15 protein-coding genes are annotated in these 19,143 nt (G+C 51.9%); 7 read left to right on the plus strand and 8 right to left on the minus strand.

Annotated features, from left to right (window positions below):
• Positions 1 to 400: 400 nt before the first annotated feature.
• Complete coding sequence (locus KB236_08770) at positions 401 to 1,042, minus strand: hypothetical protein (protein ID UIF28629.1); 642 nt, start codon at positions 1,040 to 1,042, stop codon at positions 401 to 403.
• Positions 1,043 to 1,249: 207 nt separating this feature from the next.
• On the opposite strand from KB236_08770, the gene KB236_08775 reads away from it, so the two are divergent.
• From KB236_08775 to KB236_08785, 3 genes are all read left to right on the plus strand, one after another.
• Positions 1,250 to 2,206, plus strand: a complete 957-nt coding sequence (locus tag KB236_08775) for a linear amide C-N hydrolase (protein ID UIF28630.1) — start codon at positions 1,250 to 1,252, stop codon at positions 2,204 to 2,206.
• Between the two features lie 157 nt (positions 2,207 to 2,363).
• Positions 2,364 to 2,837, plus strand: coding sequence for a C40 family peptidase (locus KB236_08780; GenBank protein UIF28631.1), 474 nt, complete (start codon positions 2,364 to 2,366; stop codon positions 2,835 to 2,837).
• Positions 2,838 to 3,018: 181 nt separating this feature from the next.
• Entirely contained in the window at positions 3,019 to 4,017 is a 999-nt protein-coding gene (locus KB236_08785) for an IS30 family transposase (GenBank protein UIF28632.1), read from the plus strand.
• Positions 4,018 to 4,089: 72 nt separating this feature from the next.
• On the opposite strand, the gene KB236_08790 is transcribed toward KB236_08785, so the two are convergent.
• The 3 genes from KB236_08790 to KB236_08800 form a co-directional block, all read right to left on the minus strand.
• Positions 4,090 to 4,446 (minus strand): helix-turn-helix domain-containing protein, encoded by a 357-nt coding sequence (locus KB236_08790; protein ID UIF28633.1) that lies wholly within the window; start codon positions 4,444 to 4,446, stop codon positions 4,090 to 4,092.
• A gap of 205 nt (positions 4,447 to 4,651) precedes the next feature.
• Positions 4,652 to 6,262 (minus strand): polysaccharide biosynthesis protein, encoded by a 1,611-nt coding sequence (locus tag KB236_08795; protein UIF28634.1) that lies wholly within the window; start codon positions 6,260 to 6,262, stop codon positions 4,652 to 4,654.
• A 195-nt stretch (positions 6,263 to 6,457) separates the two neighbouring features.
• The gene (locus tag KB236_08800) at positions 6,458 to 8,434 is read right to left on the minus strand and encodes a S9 family peptidase (protein ID UIF28635.1); all 1,977 of its coding nucleotides are present in this window, start codon (positions 8,432 to 8,434) and stop codon (positions 6,458 to 6,460) included.
• A 174-nt stretch (positions 8,435 to 8,608) separates the two neighbouring features.
• On the opposite strand from KB236_08800, the gene KB236_08805 reads away from it, so the two are divergent.
• A complete protein-coding gene (locus KB236_08805; GenBank protein UIF28636.1) occupies positions 8,609 to 9,541 on the plus strand; it encodes a 2-dehydropantoate 2-reductase in 933 nt (310 codons plus the stop codon).
• 182 nt (positions 9,542 to 9,723) lie between these two features.
• Positions 9,724 to 10,011 (plus strand): hypothetical protein, encoded by a 288-nt coding sequence (locus KB236_08810; protein UIF28637.1) that lies wholly within the window; start codon positions 9,724 to 9,726, stop codon positions 10,009 to 10,011.
• Between the two features lie 204 nt (positions 10,012 to 10,215).
• Here the strand turns inward: KB236_08810 and spx are convergent, their stop codons facing one another.
• The gene (gene spx, locus KB236_08815) at positions 10,216 to 10,614 is read right to left on the minus strand and encodes a transcriptional regulator Spx (protein ID UIF28638.1); all 399 of its coding nucleotides are present in this window, start codon (positions 10,612 to 10,614) and stop codon (positions 10,216 to 10,218) included.
• A 537-nt stretch (positions 10,615 to 11,151) separates the two neighbouring features.
• Between spx and KB236_08820 the strand changes: the two genes are divergently transcribed.
• Together KB236_08820 and KB236_08825 are read left to right on the plus strand one after the other, a co-directional pair.
• Entirely contained in the window at positions 11,152 to 13,227 is a 2,076-nt protein-coding gene (locus KB236_08820) for a sodium:proton antiporter (GenBank protein ID UIF28639.1), read from the plus strand.
• A 775-nt stretch (positions 13,228 to 14,002) separates the two neighbouring features.
• Positions 14,003 to 15,577: a bifunctional metallophosphatase/5'-nucleotidase gene (locus KB236_08825; protein ID UIF28640.1), complete on the plus strand. Its 1,575-nt coding sequence runs from the start codon at positions 14,003 to 14,005 to the stop codon at positions 15,575 to 15,577.
• Positions 15,578 to 15,732: 155 nt separating this feature from the next.
• Here KB236_08825 and rny read toward each other — a convergent pair whose 3' ends face one another.
• The 3 genes from rny to KB236_08840 form a co-directional block, all read right to left on the minus strand.
• Entirely contained in the window at positions 15,733 to 17,328 is a 1,596-nt protein-coding gene (gene rny, locus KB236_08830; GenBank protein UIF28641.1) for a ribonuclease Y, read from the minus strand.
• A 98-nt stretch (positions 17,329 to 17,426) separates the two neighbouring features.
• Entirely contained in the window at positions 17,427 to 18,119 is a 693-nt protein-coding gene (locus KB236_08835) for a DUF1275 domain-containing protein (protein UIF28642.1), read from the minus strand.
• A 20-nt stretch (positions 18,120 to 18,139) separates the two neighbouring features.
• Complete coding sequence (locus KB236_08840) at positions 18,140 to 19,084, minus strand: alpha/beta hydrolase (GenBank protein UIF28643.1); 945 nt, start codon at positions 19,082 to 19,084, stop codon at positions 18,140 to 18,142.
• Positions 19,085 to 19,143 lie beyond the last annotated feature (59 nt).

The raw sequence follows: 19,143 nt of genomic DNA on the forward strand, positions 1-19,143 counted from the left end.
CGTGACAACGTTTGGCCAGCTTAATTGAATACCCTTCACGTAGCCGTGAGTGAGTCAAATTTGGTCTCAGCCGTGGGATTTTCCAAGCGGTTTGCTTGGAAAATAGCGTCTTTGAGACGCGGGCTGCCGGCTCAAAGCGAGAGACAAGACCGTCCTTTGGCTTTTCCCGATCCTTCCCACCGCGATCCAGGCCAAATTTGGCGAACAGTAAGGCGGTCAGCACGCGCCTATCATATTATAATTGGAGTCATCCTTATCACACTATGGATTCTAGCTATTTCTAACTTTCAACCTTCAGTTATTTATCAAAAAAAGTTTGGGAAAATTCCCAAACCCTTGTGCTTCAAGATAGCCGAAACGTGCGCCAAAAGGCCGCCGGTTCTGCTTTCTTCGTCTCGCTTTAATTGGTGTAACCCGAATCCTTTAACATAAAGGAATGATCTGGAATCCGAATCAACGTGAAGCGGTCCGCCAACCGACCGGCGTGTAGTCCGATCCCGTTGACGAATGACTTCTTATAGGTGGTCTCGATAACGCCGACCCACGCCTTTTGGTGACGTTGATCGTACTTGGCAACCTTTTTTTCATCCCACTTGTAAGCAGATGCCGGCAGGTTGATCGGCTTGTTGCCATCCGAAACGGTGGCATCGTTGCTGCTGACTTGGTATTTTTCACCCTCCGTCAGGTAAGTGTAGCGTTGCACCGGTTTCTTACCATTACTGTTATCAACCTCAACGTAATAGGCCGAACCGGACGTGGCCCCCGTGTTGATGACCAAAGGTTCGTAACGGGTGGTCTGCGTCACGCGTCCGCCCAGTTGGTTAACATTTTGGAAGAAAGTCGTATAGCTCATCCCGCCGAAGAACAACACCCATACGACCAGTTCAATCGTCGAAATGGTGAAGTTCTGCCAGGAGAAACTCCGATGCTCCTTCACGATTAATCGGATACGACGGACCCGCATGTCATGAACCATCCAAACGAGTGTTACGAGGACGATTAACCACAGGCCCATCCCCACTAAGTTCCATGCTGATTTCATAGTTCCCAATTCCCTTCCAAGAAACAAACCACTTATGGGTATTTCTGTTCTCTATTAGCTTACGAGATTCACGTCACGAATACAAGCGCTAGTTTCATGGATTTCATCATAAATTACACGGCGCCACGCCATCCCTAATGACCTTTAACTCTACCACAGCGTAGGCTATACTTAAATTAATTGCATCCTACTAAGGAGGAATGTCTTGTGTGTACGAGTCTAACCTATACATCCGCCGCCGACCACCACTTCTTCGCCCGGACGATGGATTTTCCAACCACGACCCCCTGGCGGCCGGTGTTCATCCCCCGCCACTACCGCTGGCAAACGGCACTCCACGACGCCCGAACAACGCGGTACGCCTTTCTCGGCGGTGGTCGCGCCGCCGCTGACTTCTCGACCTACCTGATGGCCGATGGCATAAATGAAAGCGGCATCACTTGTGCTGAACTCTATCTGCCGGGCGCCGCCGAATACGCCGCCGATCCCCTACCCGGTCGCCTCAACCTCACGCCCCAAGACTTCATTAACTGGGTCTTAGGCGAACACGCCAGCCTAGCCGCCGTCGTGGCCGACCTGCCGCGAGTGACACTGGTCGCACGGCGCTGGGGCACGGATGCCTACGTTTACCCCTTTCACTGGATTCTCAGCGATCGTAGCGGCCAAACGTTAGTCATCGAACCCACGGGAGGCCCGCTGAAAGCCCAGCGTAATCCCGTCGGCGTCCTCACCAACACCCCCGTTCTGGCCACACATTTACAAAACCTCAACGCCTTTCTGAAAGTCCCCGGATCCGACTTCACGGGTCAAACGGTCACGGCTGCCAGCGATTATCTCGCCAGCGGCGCGCCACTCCCCGCGGGTCCCGTGCCCACTAAGCGCTTTATCCACATGGCACTTCGCCGTTGGGGAACGCCCCCGATGACCACAACCGCTGCTAGCTTACACCAGATTTTCCATTGGTTAGCCGAGGTTAGCCTGCCCTACGACCCCGCTAGACGACACCAAGCGAACCATAATTACACCCATTATCGGGCCGTCATCGATATTTCAACGGCAACTTATACCTTTATTTCACGAAAATCTGGGCGTTTGCAACAAATGACATTGACGCCAGAAATGGCGGCCCACCGGCATTATCCTCACGCCTATTCGGCAAAATAAACGTGAATGTTGCAAACCTTAAGTTTAGCTTTAATCCGATTGATATTCGTTTGAGACATTTCTGTAACAACTCCCTGATAGTATTAAGCATGTTGAATCGAACGAAAGAACATTTAATACTAAAAAATAATTGAAATTAAGGAGTTTGTTTACATTTATGAAGAAGACGCTAACTAAAATTGTATTATCTCTGATCGCTATGGTGGCCTTTACGGTTGCCGGCATCGCCGTTAACCAACCCGTTAATGCTTCCGCAAAGACGGTTTCCTACAGCAAATTACATAAGGTTGCGAAGGCCCAACTGGGCAAACCTTACGGCTGGGGTGCTACTGGTCCTTCCCGTTTCGATTGCTCTGGCTTTACCAGCTACGTTTACAAGAAGGGTGCTTCCAAGAAGATTCCACGGACGGCCCAAGCACAGTACAACAAGTACAAGCACGTTAGCTACAAGAATATTAAGAAGGGTGACTTGGTCTTCTTCGGTGGTTCTAAGCGTTCTATCTCTCACGTGGGGATGTACGTGGGCCACGGTAAGATGATTGATTCCCAAAACCGTGGTGTGGTGACCGAAGCCGTTCACGCCCCATGGTGGCACGCCGTTGGTTACGCCCGGGTCGCAACTGTTAAGTAAGTTCTCGCTAACCTTCATAAATTAAATAAACGGTATCCCCCATCGTGCGTCGCGATGGGGGATTTTTGTGCGACGAATTTACAATTGAAGTGCAACAAGTAAGAAGATAAAAAAGGAACTCATAGCCTGAGTCCTGTAAAATGAAGTCACCACAACAATCATTTAAAGGAGACTTTAGGCTATGAGTTCGTACAAACATCTTACCTTAAAAGACCGAGAATGCATACTGTTAGGCGTCACTTTAAACGATAGCTATCAAGTTATTGCGGAGAAAATTGGCTGTTCTAAAGCCACTGTATCACGTGAAGTTACACGCAATGGCGGTCGTGATGCATACTCAGCTGTCAAAGCACAAGAGAGCTACCAAAGGCGCCGACTGAAGAGCCGCCGTCCTAGACTCCTAACTGACCTGAAATTACGAGATTTTGTCCTTCGCTGCATCGTTCAATACCAATGGTCTCCCGAACAAATCTCAGGGCGTTTACTTCACGAAAATAGTGGATGGCGAATTAGTTACAACACCATTTATCGCGGAATTGAACGTGATAATTTGGGAATTAAACGTAAGAGTCGTGGCGCTCGTGGTTTTGCCCGTAAACTCCGCCATCGTGGCAAAACTCGCAAGGTCAAAGGAACAATCAATGAACGACGGGGGCGGTTTAATGATGTTCCTTCAGTCCATGAGCGGCCAGTTTCGTGTGATAACCGGAGCTGGTTTGGCCATTGGGAAGGTGACACCGTTCGAGGTAAGACTGGACGTTCAGCTTTAGTTACGTTGGTGGACCGTAAATCACGTTACTTACTATCTCAACGAGTTTCCAAAGTAAACGCCAAGAACGTTACACAAGCTATGATTGACTTATTGCATACTGTGACGCCCAAACGAGTTCGTACGCTTACGCCGGATCGTGGAACTGAATTCGCAAGATATCGTGAAGTTAGTCAAGAGCTAGGTATTCCGGTCTATTTTCCAGATCCACACGCACCACAGCAACGGGGAACTAACGAGAATACAAATGGTCTTATTCGTGAGTATTTCCCAAAAGGAACTGACTTAGATCAACTCACTGACCAAGATATCTGTCAGTTCATTGAAACATTAAATAACCGACCACGTAAGGTCTTAGGCTGGAAGAGTCCATCAGAAATTTTCTTTGGAATAAAGTTGCGCTTGACTTGACAATTCGTCGCGCCGAAAAAGTCGCCATCCGCTTACACGTGGACGGCGACTTTCTTAACGTTCATAACGCGATTAAGGTCGAAACATGGCCACAACCCACCCCAGAGCAACTAACAGTGGAAAGATCATCCACCAATTTTTAGAAAAGAACTCCCAGCCATTCATGGGTCGCTGGCCTTCCGGTAACACGCTACGCGACTTGGCGGGTTGCGAATCGGTTGTGGCAGCCTGCCCGCCGACCAATTCGTTGAGATCGACCTGCAGGAGATTGGCCAACTTGACGACCGTATCCAAATCAGGCGTGGTTTCACCCTGCTCCCACTTTGAAATAGATTGCCGCGAGACAAAGAGCTCGTGGGCTAACTGTTCTTGTGATAAATTTTGCTGTCGTCGTAACTTAACGAGTTGTTGTCTGAACACATTTTCCATTAGACTCATCCCCCTTAGCTTGGCTTAATCATACCCAAAACCTCGCGGGCATACTAGCGAACAGCACCGAACAACCGGCACTTTGCCCGAGCGAGTTGCGCCCGTCACGGTTGCGAAATGGGTTGCGAACCCACCATTACAGGCATTCTCCATGAAATTCTACCCTAATAGAAAAGTCCAGACTCATCGTCTAGACTTTCACCGGTTAACGCCGGAGTTCAAGTTTCAAAGGCCGCTTAAAGACCAGCTCCGCAACGCCCAATCGATTGGCCAACCAGACGTACAGACCCACCATCATTAGGCCCAGAACGCCAACATACCCCATCGTTAGGAGTTTCCCCGTAAAGAAGGTACTCCCTACCAGCCACTGACAGCCGTCAACTAGAATCGTCGCCAGCACGGCAAAGACCAGGTTCAGCCGAACAATCGGAATAATTGCCGTCAGTTCAACGGCGTAGCTCCGCCGAATCAACCGCCAGCTCACCACGGTAATCCAGCCGAAGGCGAGCGCCGTCGTCAGCAACGCCCCGTATCCTTGGAAGCAGTAGACCAACGGCAGTTGCAGGACAATCTTGATGCCCAACCCCGTTAGTAGGTAAGTCGTGGCCTTTTTACTCATCCGCAACGCTTGAAGGACCGTTAACAAATCCAACGCCAGCCCAAGAATCAGGCTTTGCCAGACGTTGGCGATCAGATAGGTCGCCCCATCCCCATCGAAGTTAAAAAAGATACCATAGGTGGGAAAGGCAAAAACGCTGACCAAAATCACTAGCGGCAACAGAACAAACGTCAAAAGTTGAAAATTATTCGTGAGTAAGTCGCTGATCTGGTGCCGGTTCTTCTTAATATCGGCCAGCTTTCCCGCCAACAGTGGCAAGGAGGTTTCTGCCACTGCCATGGCGAGCGACACGATCACCGTCGTAATCTTATTGGGATTAGCCGAGAAGATCGTGAAGACGTACTGGGTCATGGCGGCCGACTGATGCAACAGACCTTGCATAATTTGCTTAAAGAACAGCTGATCCACCAATTGACTCAGGGTAATGCCAGAGCCGACAATCACGAACGGAATCGACTCGTAACCAATCATTTTGAGTAATTTCCCGGCCGCATGCTGCTTGCCAGTCTGGCTCTTCGCCGTCATCCGTCGGTAGTCGCCGCGCTGTCGCCACAGATGACCCAACAGGTACAGATAACTGGCGATCGCGCCCACAAAGGCCGCCGCCACGCTGACGAAGACGGCCGCGACATAGCCCTGATGGCTGACCTCAATCAGCCAGTAGGTGCCGCCTAAAATCACAATAATTCGAATAAACTGTTCCCACAACTGGGAAATACCAAACGGCTTGAGATCGCCATTCCCCTGAAACCAGCCCCGCAGAATGCTCATCGACGGAAGGATCACGATGGCCGGCACCAAGCAGCGAATCGCAATCGTCGCGTTTTTCACCGAGCTCACCGGACTATTCGCCGCTAGTACGGGCGCCAATCCATAGAGTAGGACCCCGCAAATCAGCCCCGAGACCACCATGAAGCCGAAACCGGCAAACGCAATGTGTTTGGAATTAATGAAACTATCTTCCCCATTAAAGAAGGCCACCCGCCGCGCAATGGCGGACGGGAACCCCGCCGTCCCCAGCGCAATGAACAACGCATAGGGCGTATACGCCGTGTTAAACAGCGCCTGTGCCACGGTTTGATGTTGTGGTGACCCAATCATCGCTAACCACGGAATGAGGTAAACAACTCCCAAAATCCGCGAAAAAATACTCCCAAACGAGAGCCAAAATGAACCTGAAATAATTTTTTTATCCATTAGATTTGAACACACCAATTCAGTCTAAGTGTCAAAGCACCACTCGCAAGGATACTCTTCTCCCCCGCCAGTGTACATGGCCAATCCGCAGACACCGGGGAATTTTACGCGTAAATAGGTGACCGGCGCTTAACTTTAAGCCGTTTAAAAAACGAGGCCACCTGTCGGATGGTCTCGTCTTCATAATCTGTTCAGTTACTCAGCATGATTGACCGCTGGGTGCGCCGTGAACCAGCTCGTCATGTCGTCGATTCGTTGAATCCGTAAACTCGGCAACCCATTTCGCGAGACCCCGTGGAAGCTTTGTGGGTAGCGAATGAGGTCCGCGTCGACGCCGTTGCGTTTAACCGCGGTGAAGAATTCCTCGGATTGACTGATGGGGCAACGCATATCCCATTCTCCGTGAAGCAAGCGAATCGGTGTGGTCACGTTCTGAGCGTAAGCTAACGGCGACTGTTGCCAGTAAGCCGTCACACCACCCTCGGCGAAGAGGTCAATACCCAGCTCCTCAGGATTAAAGTAAAACCCGATGTCACTGGTTCCAAACAAGCTAATCCAGTTGGTAACCGACCGCTGTGAGACGGCCGCCGCAAACCGCTGGGTGTGGCCCACCGCCCAGGTCGTCATAAACCCACCGTAGGACCCGCCAGCGATGTATTGCCGCGTCACATCCAACTCGGGAAACTTAGCCAACGCCACGTCCAGTCCGGTCATGACGTCGCTGAAATCATCCTCACCGTAGTGGCCATTCACGTGGCTTTCAAACGCCTGACCATAGCTGGTTGATCCCCGCGGATTGAAGAAGACAACCCCGTACCCACGGCTTGCGTGGACCTGAAATTCATAGAAGAAGGCGTCGCCATAGTTTGCATGGGGTCCACCGTGAACATAAAGTAATACCGGCGTCTTCGTGGCTGTCGTCTGGGCAGGTAAATACCACCCTTCCAACGCCTGCCCATCGGCAGCGGTATAGTCAAAACGCTGGGGATGGGCGAACTCATGGGTATCTTCGTAGGCCGCGTTTGGATCGTAACGGACGACTTCCCCTTCGCCCGCCAGCGAGAACGTAACGAGTTGGCTGGGGCAATCCTGGTAGGAAACGCTCAGCGCCAACGTCTCACTGTCAATCACATCGAAGTCTACGATTTGACGGGCCGTATCGTCCACGCGCTGAATCCCCGCTTGATTGCCCACGTAGAGTTGACTGTGCCCGTGATAGCCCGTCACAAAGACCACGCGCTGGGCGTCCAACCACCGCACTAATTTCTGCCCGGGCTGTTGTGCAAAGTCCCCGGCGAATTCCGGCGCGGCGTCCGCATCCAGATCGTCGGTCAGGCTCGTCAGTTCACCACCCGCGGCTGCTACTAAATAGACGTTCGCAACCGTATGGCGGCCGGCCGCCCCGTTATCACCAACGAGGGCCACCTGCCGGCCATCCGGCGATAACGTGGCGTCTTCGAAGTGCCCGTGCGTCAGACTCGCTGTTAAATCAACTGTCGCTCCGGTCTGCGTGTCCAAACAATACGCACCGTGGGTGAAGTCGCGGTCATTGGCGGGATGGTCCGCCTGTAAGAGCGTCACGTACCGGCCATCGGCGCTCACCGAGGTCAGTTCAAAATCAAATCCCCGTTGGTAGACCTCTTCTACGGCTCCCGTGGCAGGTAAATACCGCCGCAACCGGTAGGCCGCATCCTGAGGTAGCCAACCGTAACCATCGGCCTTGTTGATCAGCCGCGTGACGTGCCGTGTCTGGGGAAAGGTTTCTTGGTTTGGTAACTTGGGTAACTCCGCCGTCTCCACGGTTTTGAAATAAACGCTGTGGCCATCCGCCGCCGCAATCACCGTCTCGACGGCCTCATCCGGTGTGGTCGACGTCAGCCGGGTCGCCTCACCCCCGGTCGTGGCGATCGCATACAGCTGGGGCTTGGCGTCCGCCACTTTGGCGGCGTAATACAGTCGATCATCAGCCACAGCCGGTTGAACATTCAATTGGCCATTGACCGCCACATTCTGGGGATGGCCGTCCTGATCAACGCGTTTCACCCGTGCCAGATAGTGATTGCTGGCCTCATCAATACTATTTTCAACGAAATAGACCTGTTGGCCCACCGCCAACGTCTGCGAAACCGACTTTAATTTGAATAAATCCTGCGCCTTTACACTTTGGGACATGTCCATCGCTCCTTCATTTTATAAATACTCTCATTGTTTTCTCATTAAATAGTTGTTTCCAATATTAAGCCAGCACCTGATGGATGTCAATTATCAATCACGGGGATTGGCGCCCCGCTCCCACGGGAAACCTGCTACACTGGAAGTAACTAATTCTGAAGGAGTGAGCTTGAAATGAAAATTGCAATTGCCGGTGCGGGTGCCATGGGTAGCCGTTTTGGTGTAAAACTTCAATCAGCTGGTAATCAGGTCACACTGATCGACAACTGGGCCGACCACGTGGCGACCATCAATCAACAAGGTCTGACGGTCACGACCGATGATGGGACCAATCATGTCTATCAGATGACGGCCAAGAAGCCTCAAGACGTCACGGAGCAATTCGACCTTGTCATCCTGTTTACCAAAGCCATGCAGATGGACCAGATGCTCCAACAACTCAGCGGGGTATTGGGCAATCAACCGGCCGTCTTAACGCTGGCCAACGGGATTGGCAATATCGAAACCATTGAACGCCACGTGCCCAAGGACCATATCGTCGCCGGCACCACGGTCTGGTCATCCAGTCTGACTGGCCCCGGACACATCACGGTGACGGGAACCGGGAGTATTTCTCTTCAAGCCATCGTTCCCGATAAATTCCCCGACCTGCCCGGTTTAATTGCCACCCTGAACGGCGCTGGCCTAAACGCTAGCCCCGCCGAAAACGTCCTCGCGGCCATCTGGAAAAAAGCTGGCCTGAACAGCGTGCTCAATACCTACTGTACCCTGTTTGACTGCAACATCGCCGAGTTCGGGAATCTACCCAACTGGCGTGAACTCAATAATGCCGTCCTCAATGAATTCGAAGCCGTGGCAACAGCGGCGAAGATTCAGTTCAGTGCGGCCGACGATACGGCCCTGATTGCCGCGCAGTTCGACCCTAGCAAGAATGGTGGTCACTACCCGTCCATGCACCAGGATATGGCGAAGAAGCGCCCAACCGAAATCGATTTTCTCAATGGCTACGTCGCACGGCTGGGGGCTAAGCTCAACGTGCCTGCCCCGACGAACGCCCTGTTGACCCAACTGATTCACAGTCAAGAAAGCCTCAAAGGAATCAAGTAACGTAAAATTCGGGACACCACGCTCTGTGGTTTTACTACTACATGTAGAATTTGTTCAGTTTTTCGCACTATATCTAGTTGTAATTTGGTGGAATTCATCGTAACATAGACTTATACTCAATTTCGACGGGCCCGAGTATGCTGTGCTTAACGGGCCCGATAAACCTAGGAGGGCTAAAGACTATGGACGTTTTAAGAAGATCACAGACGACGATGCATCCAGGTGGTCTAACTGTGGAAAATCCAGCTGGTGAACACGCTCCGTTTAATCCCCGGCAAATTCACGCCGCGTTAACTGCCCTCACCAATGACCCCACCGTCGTGCACCGGGTTGAAAGCCTGATTGTCGCCCAGTTAGCAGGCTTTGACGTGGTGGCTACCGGGACGATTGAAGCAACCGTGGTCGACACCTTGGAGCAACTGGGGTACACCAATATGGCGCGTAGCTACCGCAAGCAACAACACGTATAGTTACTTTTAATTGAATTGACCGATAGGCGTGCTGCGTGATTCCCCCGGCACGTTTGCCCTCATCGTCAAAATTCAGACCACAACAAAAAAGCGATTACCCACAGCCTCTCGGTTGCCGGGTAATCGCTTATCTATTTATTTAGGTTAAAAATCGCTTGCCACAAAAAACCGACCAGCACTCCCCCGAGAACTGATCGATTCGGCCTATGAGCTTAATTGTGATTCCAAATGGTGTAATTCGGCCGTCCGCACTTCACGTGGTAAGAACCGGCGAATTTCCTCTTCGTTGTAACCAACTTCCAAACGCTTGTCATCGAAAATGATGGGACGCTTGATGAGGTCTGGGTACTTAACAACTAAGTCAACGAGTTGACTCACTGATAAACTATCGAGGTCCACGTGTAATTCTTTAAACACGTTCGACCGGGTAGAAATGATGTCCTCGCTGCCATTTTCAGTTAAGCGAAGAATCTGCTTAACCTCGGCGGCATTCAATGGCTTGGACTTGATATTCCGTTCGTTGAACGCAATGTCATGGTCCTTGAGCCAAGCCCGTGCCTTCCGACTGGATGCGCTACTTGGCGCAATATACAAATTGATCATATCTAAGCACTTCCTTATCGTTGGATTGAGTAACGATAGAAAAAACAACTGACTTCTTTTGGTTCCCCCCGAACATTTCACTGAACTATCTAGTAGAACCAACTTATATGTTACCACAATTGAATGAATAATCAACCCTTTTTGGAAACTTTCTAAATAGCAGCCGACATTTATAAGGGGGTTGGTTGGGTTTGCCAACTATTTTTCACGGGCAAAATCAGCTTGTGATAATTTATTAATATCGCTGTAGTTACCGCTATCTAGGCTTCCACAAAGTTAGGTTACTCACACAACTATCTACAATTATCGCCTAATCACTCAAAAATGAACCAGCCAGGCGTCTCTTTTTATCCTTAATGTATTTATATTCATTACTAGTGTTTAATTATTCATTAGCGCTTTCAGCCACGTTTATAAAAGCGCTTACTCAAACTAACCGAAGTGGCCAATTTTTTCATTTTACGTGTCTTTCCTACGCCTTTTTTAGTTCGATTGGCGTAGAATAGGAGCAACTATTTTATCTTGGAGGAGTTCGCCGTGCTAGCCTTTTATGCCGTTATCTTACTCATCTTGGCCACCATCGTCGCTAATACCATCTATCCTTATTTTCCCGTCATCCCCAAAGCCTTCTACCAGATCTTCATGGGCGCATTGCTTTCACTGGTGCCGATGTACCACCACTTTATCCTTGAACCCGAGATGTTCATGCTGATCATCATCGCACCGTTGATGTTTTACGACGGGCAAAATGCCAACGCCCATGAGCTCCGTAAAAATGTGGGGTCCATCGTCTCCATGGCAGTCGTCCTCGCCGTACTGACCGTCATCGGCATGGGCTATCTGAGCCACGCCATCCTCGCCAGTATTCCGCTAGCGCTCGCCTTCGCCCTGGCGGCAATCGTCACGCCAACGGATGCCGTCGCAGTCTCTTCGATCACCAGCAACATGGCCGTCCCGGAGCGTGTCATGGGGATGCTGGAACGTGAATCCCTCTTCAACGACGCCTCTGGGTTAGTGGCCTTTAACCTAGCACTAGCCGCGTTCACCACCGGTCAATTCTCCGTGGGGGCCGGGATCAAACACTTCTTCGTCGTTTTCCTCGGTGGGCTGCTGATCGGTCTTGTATTGGGGATTGCCGCCGTCATGGTCCGCGTCTATCTGGTGCAAAGCGGCAAGGATTCTTCCAGCGTCATTGTACCCTTCGACATCATGGTGCCCTTCTTGATTTACCTAGCCGCCGAACACCTCGATTTATCCGGCATCCTAGCGGTGGTTGCCGCCGGGCTCATCTACAGTGCCTCGACCAACCAATTACGCCTATCCAGTACGCAACTCCAGTTAGTCTCACGCTCGACGTGGAGCATCTTCACCAATATTTTAAACGGCTTCGTCTTCGTCTTGCTCGGGGTCTCACTCCCCACCGTATGGGTAAATATTCAACAGGATCATAATAAATCATTAACGCAATTCATTCTCCTAGCCGTTATCTTATATCTGGTCATGTTGGCCTTACGTTACCTCTGGATTCGACTGGACTGGGCCTTGATCCGCTCTAAAAAAGACGAGCGGCCACACAATGCCTTGATTGGCGCGCTTTCTGGGGTTCACGGAACCATTACTTTGGCCATGGCCTTTTCACTGCCCCTCACCCTCCACGGCACGGCCTTCCCGTACCGTAACACGATGATTTTCATCGCGGCTATCGTGATTATCCTGAGTTTGCTGGTGCCCACGCTGGTTCTGCCCTTCATCCTACCGAAGAAGCAAGTCGCCGTAGATCCCGCAACCATCGCCCAACAACGTAAGGCGCTCGTGGCCTATGCATCCGAGCGCTTGGTCCAGGAAAACCCCGACCATCCGGCTGCCACGCAAGCGGTCATTGAGATCTTAAATAGTCAGGCCACCGGTGCGCGTCCTGATAAGAAAAAGATTCGTGAGCTCCTGAATCAAGCCACCCAGATTGAGGTTCAGACCGTCCAAGAACTGGCAGACACCGGCGTCATCCCCAACGGTTATGCCAACCGTTACGTCCGGATGCTGGTCCTGAAATCTCAAATGACGAGCCACAATCCCTTTGTCAATCTGACCCTATGGATCCGTTTCGTCTGGCACCGCCTCAAATTCATGTTGAGTCGTAAACGGCGCCGCAAACAGCGAATTGCCCAACAGCAACAACAGCTCCAAGCGAGCCACCCTACTCCCCAACAGCTTCAACGGCAACAGCAGCGCATTCAGCAAGAAAAGGGGCAACTCCGCCGTTCCGCTCGCCGCGACCCGCGTGCAAGTGCCCGCCAGCGCGAAAACTTCTTAAAGATTGAACAGGATATCTACACCAACGTCATTGCCTTTTTGACGGAAATCTCCACGGTCGACAACCAAGCAGAGGTTAACTCCGTGCGTAATTACTACAACGCTCGCCACCGACGCTTCGAAACGACCAAATCCAACGACCACCAGAATGAATTATTTATTCAGGCCTTTCAGTACGAATACACCTACATTCGTCAGCAAAGAACGGCCGGCACAATCCCCGCCGAATTGGCCGATGAGCTCTATCAACAGGTCTCGACTGACCAGATGTTATACACCCAAGAAATTGCGGAAACTGCCTAACTTTCTGAACCACCGTCATATTTTCTTCACAATTACCTGTTATAGTTAGCCACATAACTTACGAATTTACGAACGAATAAGTTGATAATTTTACTCCTCCAAAGTAAAAATTACGGTCGACCCGCTATGGTATCGGCCAAACTCCAAACGTAATAAACGTTTTTTCTTCAAGCAGCAACGCGGACATTTTGGTTCGGTTGCTGTTTTTTTGTATAAGAGCGTGAGCCCCGGCGCTTAGGTCCTGAGCATTAGGGAGTTAAGGGGCTTCTGTTCGGCCTCGCCGGACAGGAGTCACTTAACTTTCTAAGCGCAGGGACCTGCCGGAGGGAACGCGTTTCAGAGGCCGCAAGTTTCCCTAACATAAACTACGAGAGAAAAACCTAACGCTCCGAACAAAATTAGCCAACAATGACCACCAACCGAGTCGCTGCTTATCGGGGTTAAGCGGAGGGGGCTGCCCGAGGGAACACGTTTCAGAAGCCGCAAGTCTCCGTAACATAAACTATGAGAACAAATCAGATAACCCAATTAACCCACAACACAAAGATTAACTATCACCACAATCCTTAAGCTTCACTATCTCGGTATTCCCTCAAAGAAAGCGGTTACTCCACCCTTTTACCCCGAATTTGTGAGAAAACTCCTCATAATTACAGAGAATTTGCCATCGTAAATTTACACTCGCAACAAACTAGCTTATAATTTCTTTAACACGTTATAGATTTGGCGGCTGTTCGCTAATAATCTGTTAGACGTTATTGGAGGGTGAGATCTAATGAAGCTGACAATTTTATCCACAAGCGATACCCACGGGTACGTCTTTCCCACGAATTACGTGAAGAAGGGCAGTCACTTGGGGTTCGGACTGGCCCGAGCAGCCACCGTAATTGCTCAGGAACAGGCCATCGCGAAGACGCAGGGCCCCGTGGTGACCATTGAAAACGGTGATTTTTTGGAAGGTTCACCGCTGGCGTACTACGTGGCCCGGGTCAAGCCTGACCGCGACCCGCAGCCACTGATGGCCATCTATAATCAAATCGACTATGATTGCGGAATTCTGGGCAATCATGAATTCAATTACGGCCAAGACTACCTACAGGCTGCCATTCGTGACGCCAAACGCACCATTCTCTGCGCCAATATTCTGGATAACAATGGCGATCCCGAATACGGCCAGCCTTACCGCATTATCGAAAAAGACGGCATCAAGATTGGCGTCTTGGGACTCACCACCCAAGCCGTCTATAAATGGGAAAAGGCCACCAACATCAGCGGCCTGCAGTTCGAGTCTGCCTACATCGCCGCGAAAAAATACGTACCGATTATTCGCGAACAGGCTGACATCGTCGTGGTGTGCTATCACGGCGGCTTTGAGCGTGATTTAACCACCGGTAAGCCCAACGACATTCACGTGGGCGAAAACGAAGCCTACCACATTTTAGAGGCCATTCCGGGCATCGATGCTTTGGTCACCGGCCACCAGCATCGTCAGCTCGCCACCGATGTTTTTGACATCCCCACGACCCAACCGGGTTTCCGGGGTCAAGCCATTGGCAAGATTACGCTGGACTTGGAGCGCGACGCCACGGGCAAAATCACCGTCGTCGACCACGATTCCGAATTGGTCTCCGCAGCCGATGCGCCGCTTGATCAAAAGGTCTTAACGGCCGCGGACGGCTTGAATCGTGAGGTCGGTCACTGGCTCGATCAGCCCCTCGGCCACATCAAGGGCGATATGACCTTCACCGATCCCTTTGCCGCTAGAATTGACGAGACACCTTACATTGAATTCATTCAAAAAGTCCAAATGGCCACGATGGGCACGGACATCTCCGCTACCGCCCTCTTCAACGATGAGGCCCGGGGCTTTGAAAATCCCATTACCATGCGTAACATCATGACAAATTACGTTTATCCCAACGGTCTATCCCTCTTAAACATTACCGGGGCGGACTTAAAGGGCGCGCTGGAAGTGACTGCCCGTTACTTCAGCTCGCAGGATGGCCAGATCATTGTCAATCCTGCCTTTATTCATCCTAAGCGTCGCCAATACAATTACGACATGTACGAGGGCGTCGACTACCGCATTAACGTCGCCAAGCCGATGGGCCACCGCATCGAAAACCTCACGTATCACGGGCAACCGATTGCCGATGACCAACACCTCCGCATCGCGTTGAACCAATACCGCGCGGTCGGTGGCGGCCATTACCCGATGTACAGCGCCGATAAGATTCGCGCCGAAAGCCAAGGGGCAATGAGTGAAATCATCGCCGATTATCTCCAAGCGCATCCCACGATCGATGCCACTGCGAATAAGAACTTCTCCGTGGTTTACGATCCCGAATAATTTTTGCGTTGCTAAAAAGCCGTTATCACGGTTATCTCTTAAACGAGATACTCGTGATAACGGCTCTTTTTGGCTTTAACCAAGGTCAATCTAAAAACAGCCACATCCAGCGCTAACTTTCGCTGAGACGTGACTGTCTACTAACGGCTGCCGTACTAAGCGTTGGCCGCCTTTTTCTTCTTCTTTTTCTTCTCGTCACCGACGTATTCTACCGCCGTTGACGTCCGAATCGTCGTGACCTTAATCTTACCCGGATAGGTCAACTTCTCTTCGATCTGTTGCGCCACCTCTTGGGTGAGGTTGGCCGCCGCATGATCGTCCAGTTCCTGCGGCTTCACAATAATCCGGAGCTCCCGACCGGCTTGAATAGCGTAACTTTCTGAGACGCCATCCTGGTCGTTGGCGATCTTTTCCAGCGCCCGCAGTCGGTTGATGTAATCCTCAACTGATTCGCTCCGCGCACCCGGTCGCGCACCGGAGATGGCATCAGCCGCCGCGACCAGATCCGAGAGCGGCGAGGTCTTCTCGACATCCCCATGGTGGGCCGCAATGGCATTGATGACGACTTCATCCTCACCGTATTTCTGCGCAAATTCCGTCCCAATCTCCACGTGAGTGCCCTCGACTTCGTGGTCAATGGCTTTCCCTAAATCGTGCAGGAGACCGGCTCGCCGCGCAAGTCGGGTGTTGTAGCCTAACCGAGCTGCCATAGCCCCTGTCAACTGGGCCACTTCAATCGAGTGCAGCAAGACATTTTGCCCATAACTGGTCCGGTACTTGAGTCGTCCAATCAGCTTCATCAAATCGGGGTGCATCCAGCCCACGTGTAGGAGACTTACGGTCTGTTCCCCAGTCTCCCACAGGCTGTGATTGACGTCACGCTGGGCGTTTTCAACCTGCGTCTCAATCTGCGTGGCCGAAATACGCCGACTCGCGACCAGATTCGTCAGGGCCACCCGGGCCACTTCCCGACGAATCGGGTCATGCGTGCTGATAAATAACGTGGTGTTATCGTCCGGCACAAAAATCAAATCCGTCCCGGTCAACGTCTCGAGAAGCCGAATATGTTGACCCTCGCGCCCGATAATCTTACTGCGAATCTCACCGTTTGGCACGGTGACGGTGTGCTCCAAGTGTTCCTTAGGCAAGTCCTGAGGACCACTCTCGGTGGCGGAAAGTACCACGTCCTTGGCCCACCGTTCGGCACTGGCTTCCGCGTTATCGTTCAAGGCCTTAACCTCAACGTCACGGTCGCGCTTCAACGCCAACTCGGTGTCTTGAACCACCTTGTCTTGGGCGGCCTTCGTATCCATCTCCGCCTGCTCGGCCAAAGTCTCCTCGCATTTCTCGCGGAGTTGGCCGGCTTGATCATGGAGGAGATGAATGGCCTGGCGTTGCTCACGGTTGGCCTGATTGCGTTCGTCCAACATGGCCGTTTGGTCGTCCAATCTCACGGCCATTTGGCCCAGCAACTTCTCACGCTGTTGCCGGCGTTGTTCTCTTACCTGTATATCATTCTGCTGTTCGGTCAGTTCGTCTTTTACGGATTGTTGATAGGCCAAGGTGGCGCGTTGACTCTTCTCGTGGAGTTGGTCCACCTTTTCCTTGGTCTGCTCGGTTGCCTGGGCAATAATCTCGCGGGCCTTGGCTTGCACCGCCAATAATTCCGTGCGGTGCTGCCGCTGTCTCACGAGGTAGCCGAGCACCAGCCCGATCAACAACAGACCGATGATTAGTCCTGTTATTAACAATATGCTGTGCTCCTTAGTTTTCAGTCCCGAGAGTTTCTCGGGTGGGTTGGTCACTTATCTCGTTAATTATACGCTATTTACGGCCACAACCCAACCGTTCACGCCGTTGGTTTTTCCATCGCAGCCGGAACGAACAACCAGCAGAGCAACAGGGCCTTGAACCCGCTGGCCACCCAAAGAACATCGATAGCCGCTAAATTCGCTAGCCACACGCCTACAGCACAGCCCACCAGAAACGTAACCAGTACGCCAGCTAGCTGACTGAGGCGATGCCGCGCGACCCGATCGTGGTCAAAGAGCGCCCGATAGCAACTCGTTGCCAGCCCCTTCGTATTGCCCGTCATGACGCCATTATTAATGGCCACGCCACCTACCTGACGAAAGGTCGTCAGCTCATAGCCAGCCACAATTCCCAGCAAAAAGAGGAGCCACGGATCGGCCAAGTCTTGCTGGAAAAAGGCAATCAGCGCGTAGGCCACGACATCAATCACCATGAGCCAACGCATCTGCCGGCGCGGATTCCCCTGACTCAGCTGCTCACTCAGGCCTTGCGCCACAAAACAGCCGATAAAGTAGCCGATCCACACGACGCCGTTAGTCCAAGCGGCCTGCCAGCCGTCCGTGACCAGCTTGACCACGCCCACAACCAAATTCCCGGTCTGAGCGCTGACGAAGGCCTCACCGTGTTGGAGAAAGGTATCGGCGTCGATTATGCCCATCAAGAGCGTGGCATCCAGAGCCAAGATGGTGTCGGTTAAGGGACGAAATTGCTTGGTGACCACGGTTTCCATGACGCTTCATCTCCTCCAGATTAGTGAATGTACTCGGCCAGAAAGGCCTTCACCTTTTGCGTGTAGCGGGCCGGACTGTGCGATAAGGCCGCGGCGTGCTTGGCGCCCGGAACGACCAGTAACTGCTTAGGGCCGGCATCGGCACGGTAGACTTGGTACACCATCCGCGTGGGCACGAAGGCATCGGCGCCCCCGTGAATAAACAGCATTGGCTTGTGGTTCTTCTTGACCGCGGCTAAAGCGTTGGCGTCTTTAAAATTAAACCCGGCCTTTGCCTTGGCTACCGCACTGGTCAGCGGGACCAGCGGCCAATAAGGAATGTTATACATCTGCTTAGCCTGATAGGTAATCTCCGCCTGCGCATCGGTATAGCCACAGTCTTCAATGTAGGCCTTCAGTTGACTCGGCGTCTTCAGACCACTGGTCATCATGGTCGTGGCCCCGCCCATGGACACACCGAACAGGACGACCTGCGCGTGTTGGCCTTGTTTGGCAATGACTTGGTTGACCCATTTCAAATAGTCCTTGCTTTCGTAATACCCATAGCTGATGACCTTGCCTTGACTCTGACCCTGTCCGCGAGTGTCGGGAATCAACGTGTTGTAGCCCAGCCGATGGAACATCGCCACGTAACCTCCCATGGCTTCCTTGTTGGACCCAAAACCGTGGACCAGGACCACCGTCTTCTTAGTGGTCGTCGCGGCGGGGATGTAGTCCGCGACTAATTTCAAATTCGCACCGGCCGCCTTTTCCGTCCAATGCTGCTTTGGCACATCACGATACCACTTCTTCTGTTGATACAGCGGATCATTCTTCTTCAGAGTTGTACTGGTGGCCACAAAGCTCTTCTTCCCACTAGCGACCGTCATGTTGTAGAAGTACAGGCTCGCGCCCAATAGCCCCCCAACAATCAATACGACCAGGATACCGAGGCTAATCAGCCCCCATCTTTTTCGTTTACTCACAGTTGTTGCCTCCCAATTCTCGGGCCACGCAATGCCAGTGGCCACATTTCTCTCTTGTG

This window comes from Levilactobacillus brevis (genome assembly GCA_021383565.1).
Lineage (GTDB): Bacteria > Bacillota > Bacilli > Lactobacillales > Lactobacillaceae > Levilactobacillus > Levilactobacillus brevis_B.

Coding starts and splice junctions, on each gene's coding strand:
- KB236_08785 (UIF28632.1), top strand. CDS start 3,019: ATGAGTTCGTACAAACATCTTACCTTAAAAGACCGAGAATGCATACTG.
- KB236_08810 (UIF28637.1), top strand. CDS start 9,724: ATGGACGTTTTAAGAAGATCACAGACGACGATGCATCCAGGTGGTCTA.
- KB236_08835 (UIF28642.1), bottom strand. CDS start 18,119: ATGGAAACCGTGGTCACCAAGCAATTTCGTCCCTTAACCGACACCATC.
- KB236_08800 (UIF28635.1), bottom strand. CDS start 8,434: ATGTCCCAAAGTGTAAAGGCGCAGGATTTATTCAAATTAAAGTCGGTT.
- KB236_08805 (UIF28636.1), top strand. CDS start 8,609: ATGAAAATTGCAATTGCCGGTGCGGGTGCCATGGGTAGCCGTTTTGGT.
- KB236_08770 (UIF28629.1), bottom strand. CDS start 1,042: ATGAAATCAGCATGGAACTTAGTGGGGATGGGCCTGTGGTTAATCGTC.
- KB236_08825 (UIF28640.1), top strand. CDS start 14,003: ATGAAGCTGACAATTTTATCCACAAGCGATACCCACGGGTACGTCTTT.
- KB236_08795 (UIF28634.1), bottom strand. CDS start 6,262: ATGGATAAAAAAATTATTTCAGGTTCATTTTGGCTCTCGTTTGGGAGT.
- KB236_08790 (UIF28633.1), bottom strand. CDS start 4,446: ATGGAAAATGTGTTCAGACAACAACTCGTTAAGTTACGACGACAGCAA.
- KB236_08780 (UIF28631.1), top strand. CDS start 2,364: ATGAAGAAGACGCTAACTAAAATTGTATTATCTCTGATCGCTATGGTG.
- spx (UIF28638.1), bottom strand. CDS start 10,614: ATGATCAATTTGTATATTGCGCCAAGTAGCGCATCCAGTCGGAAGGCA.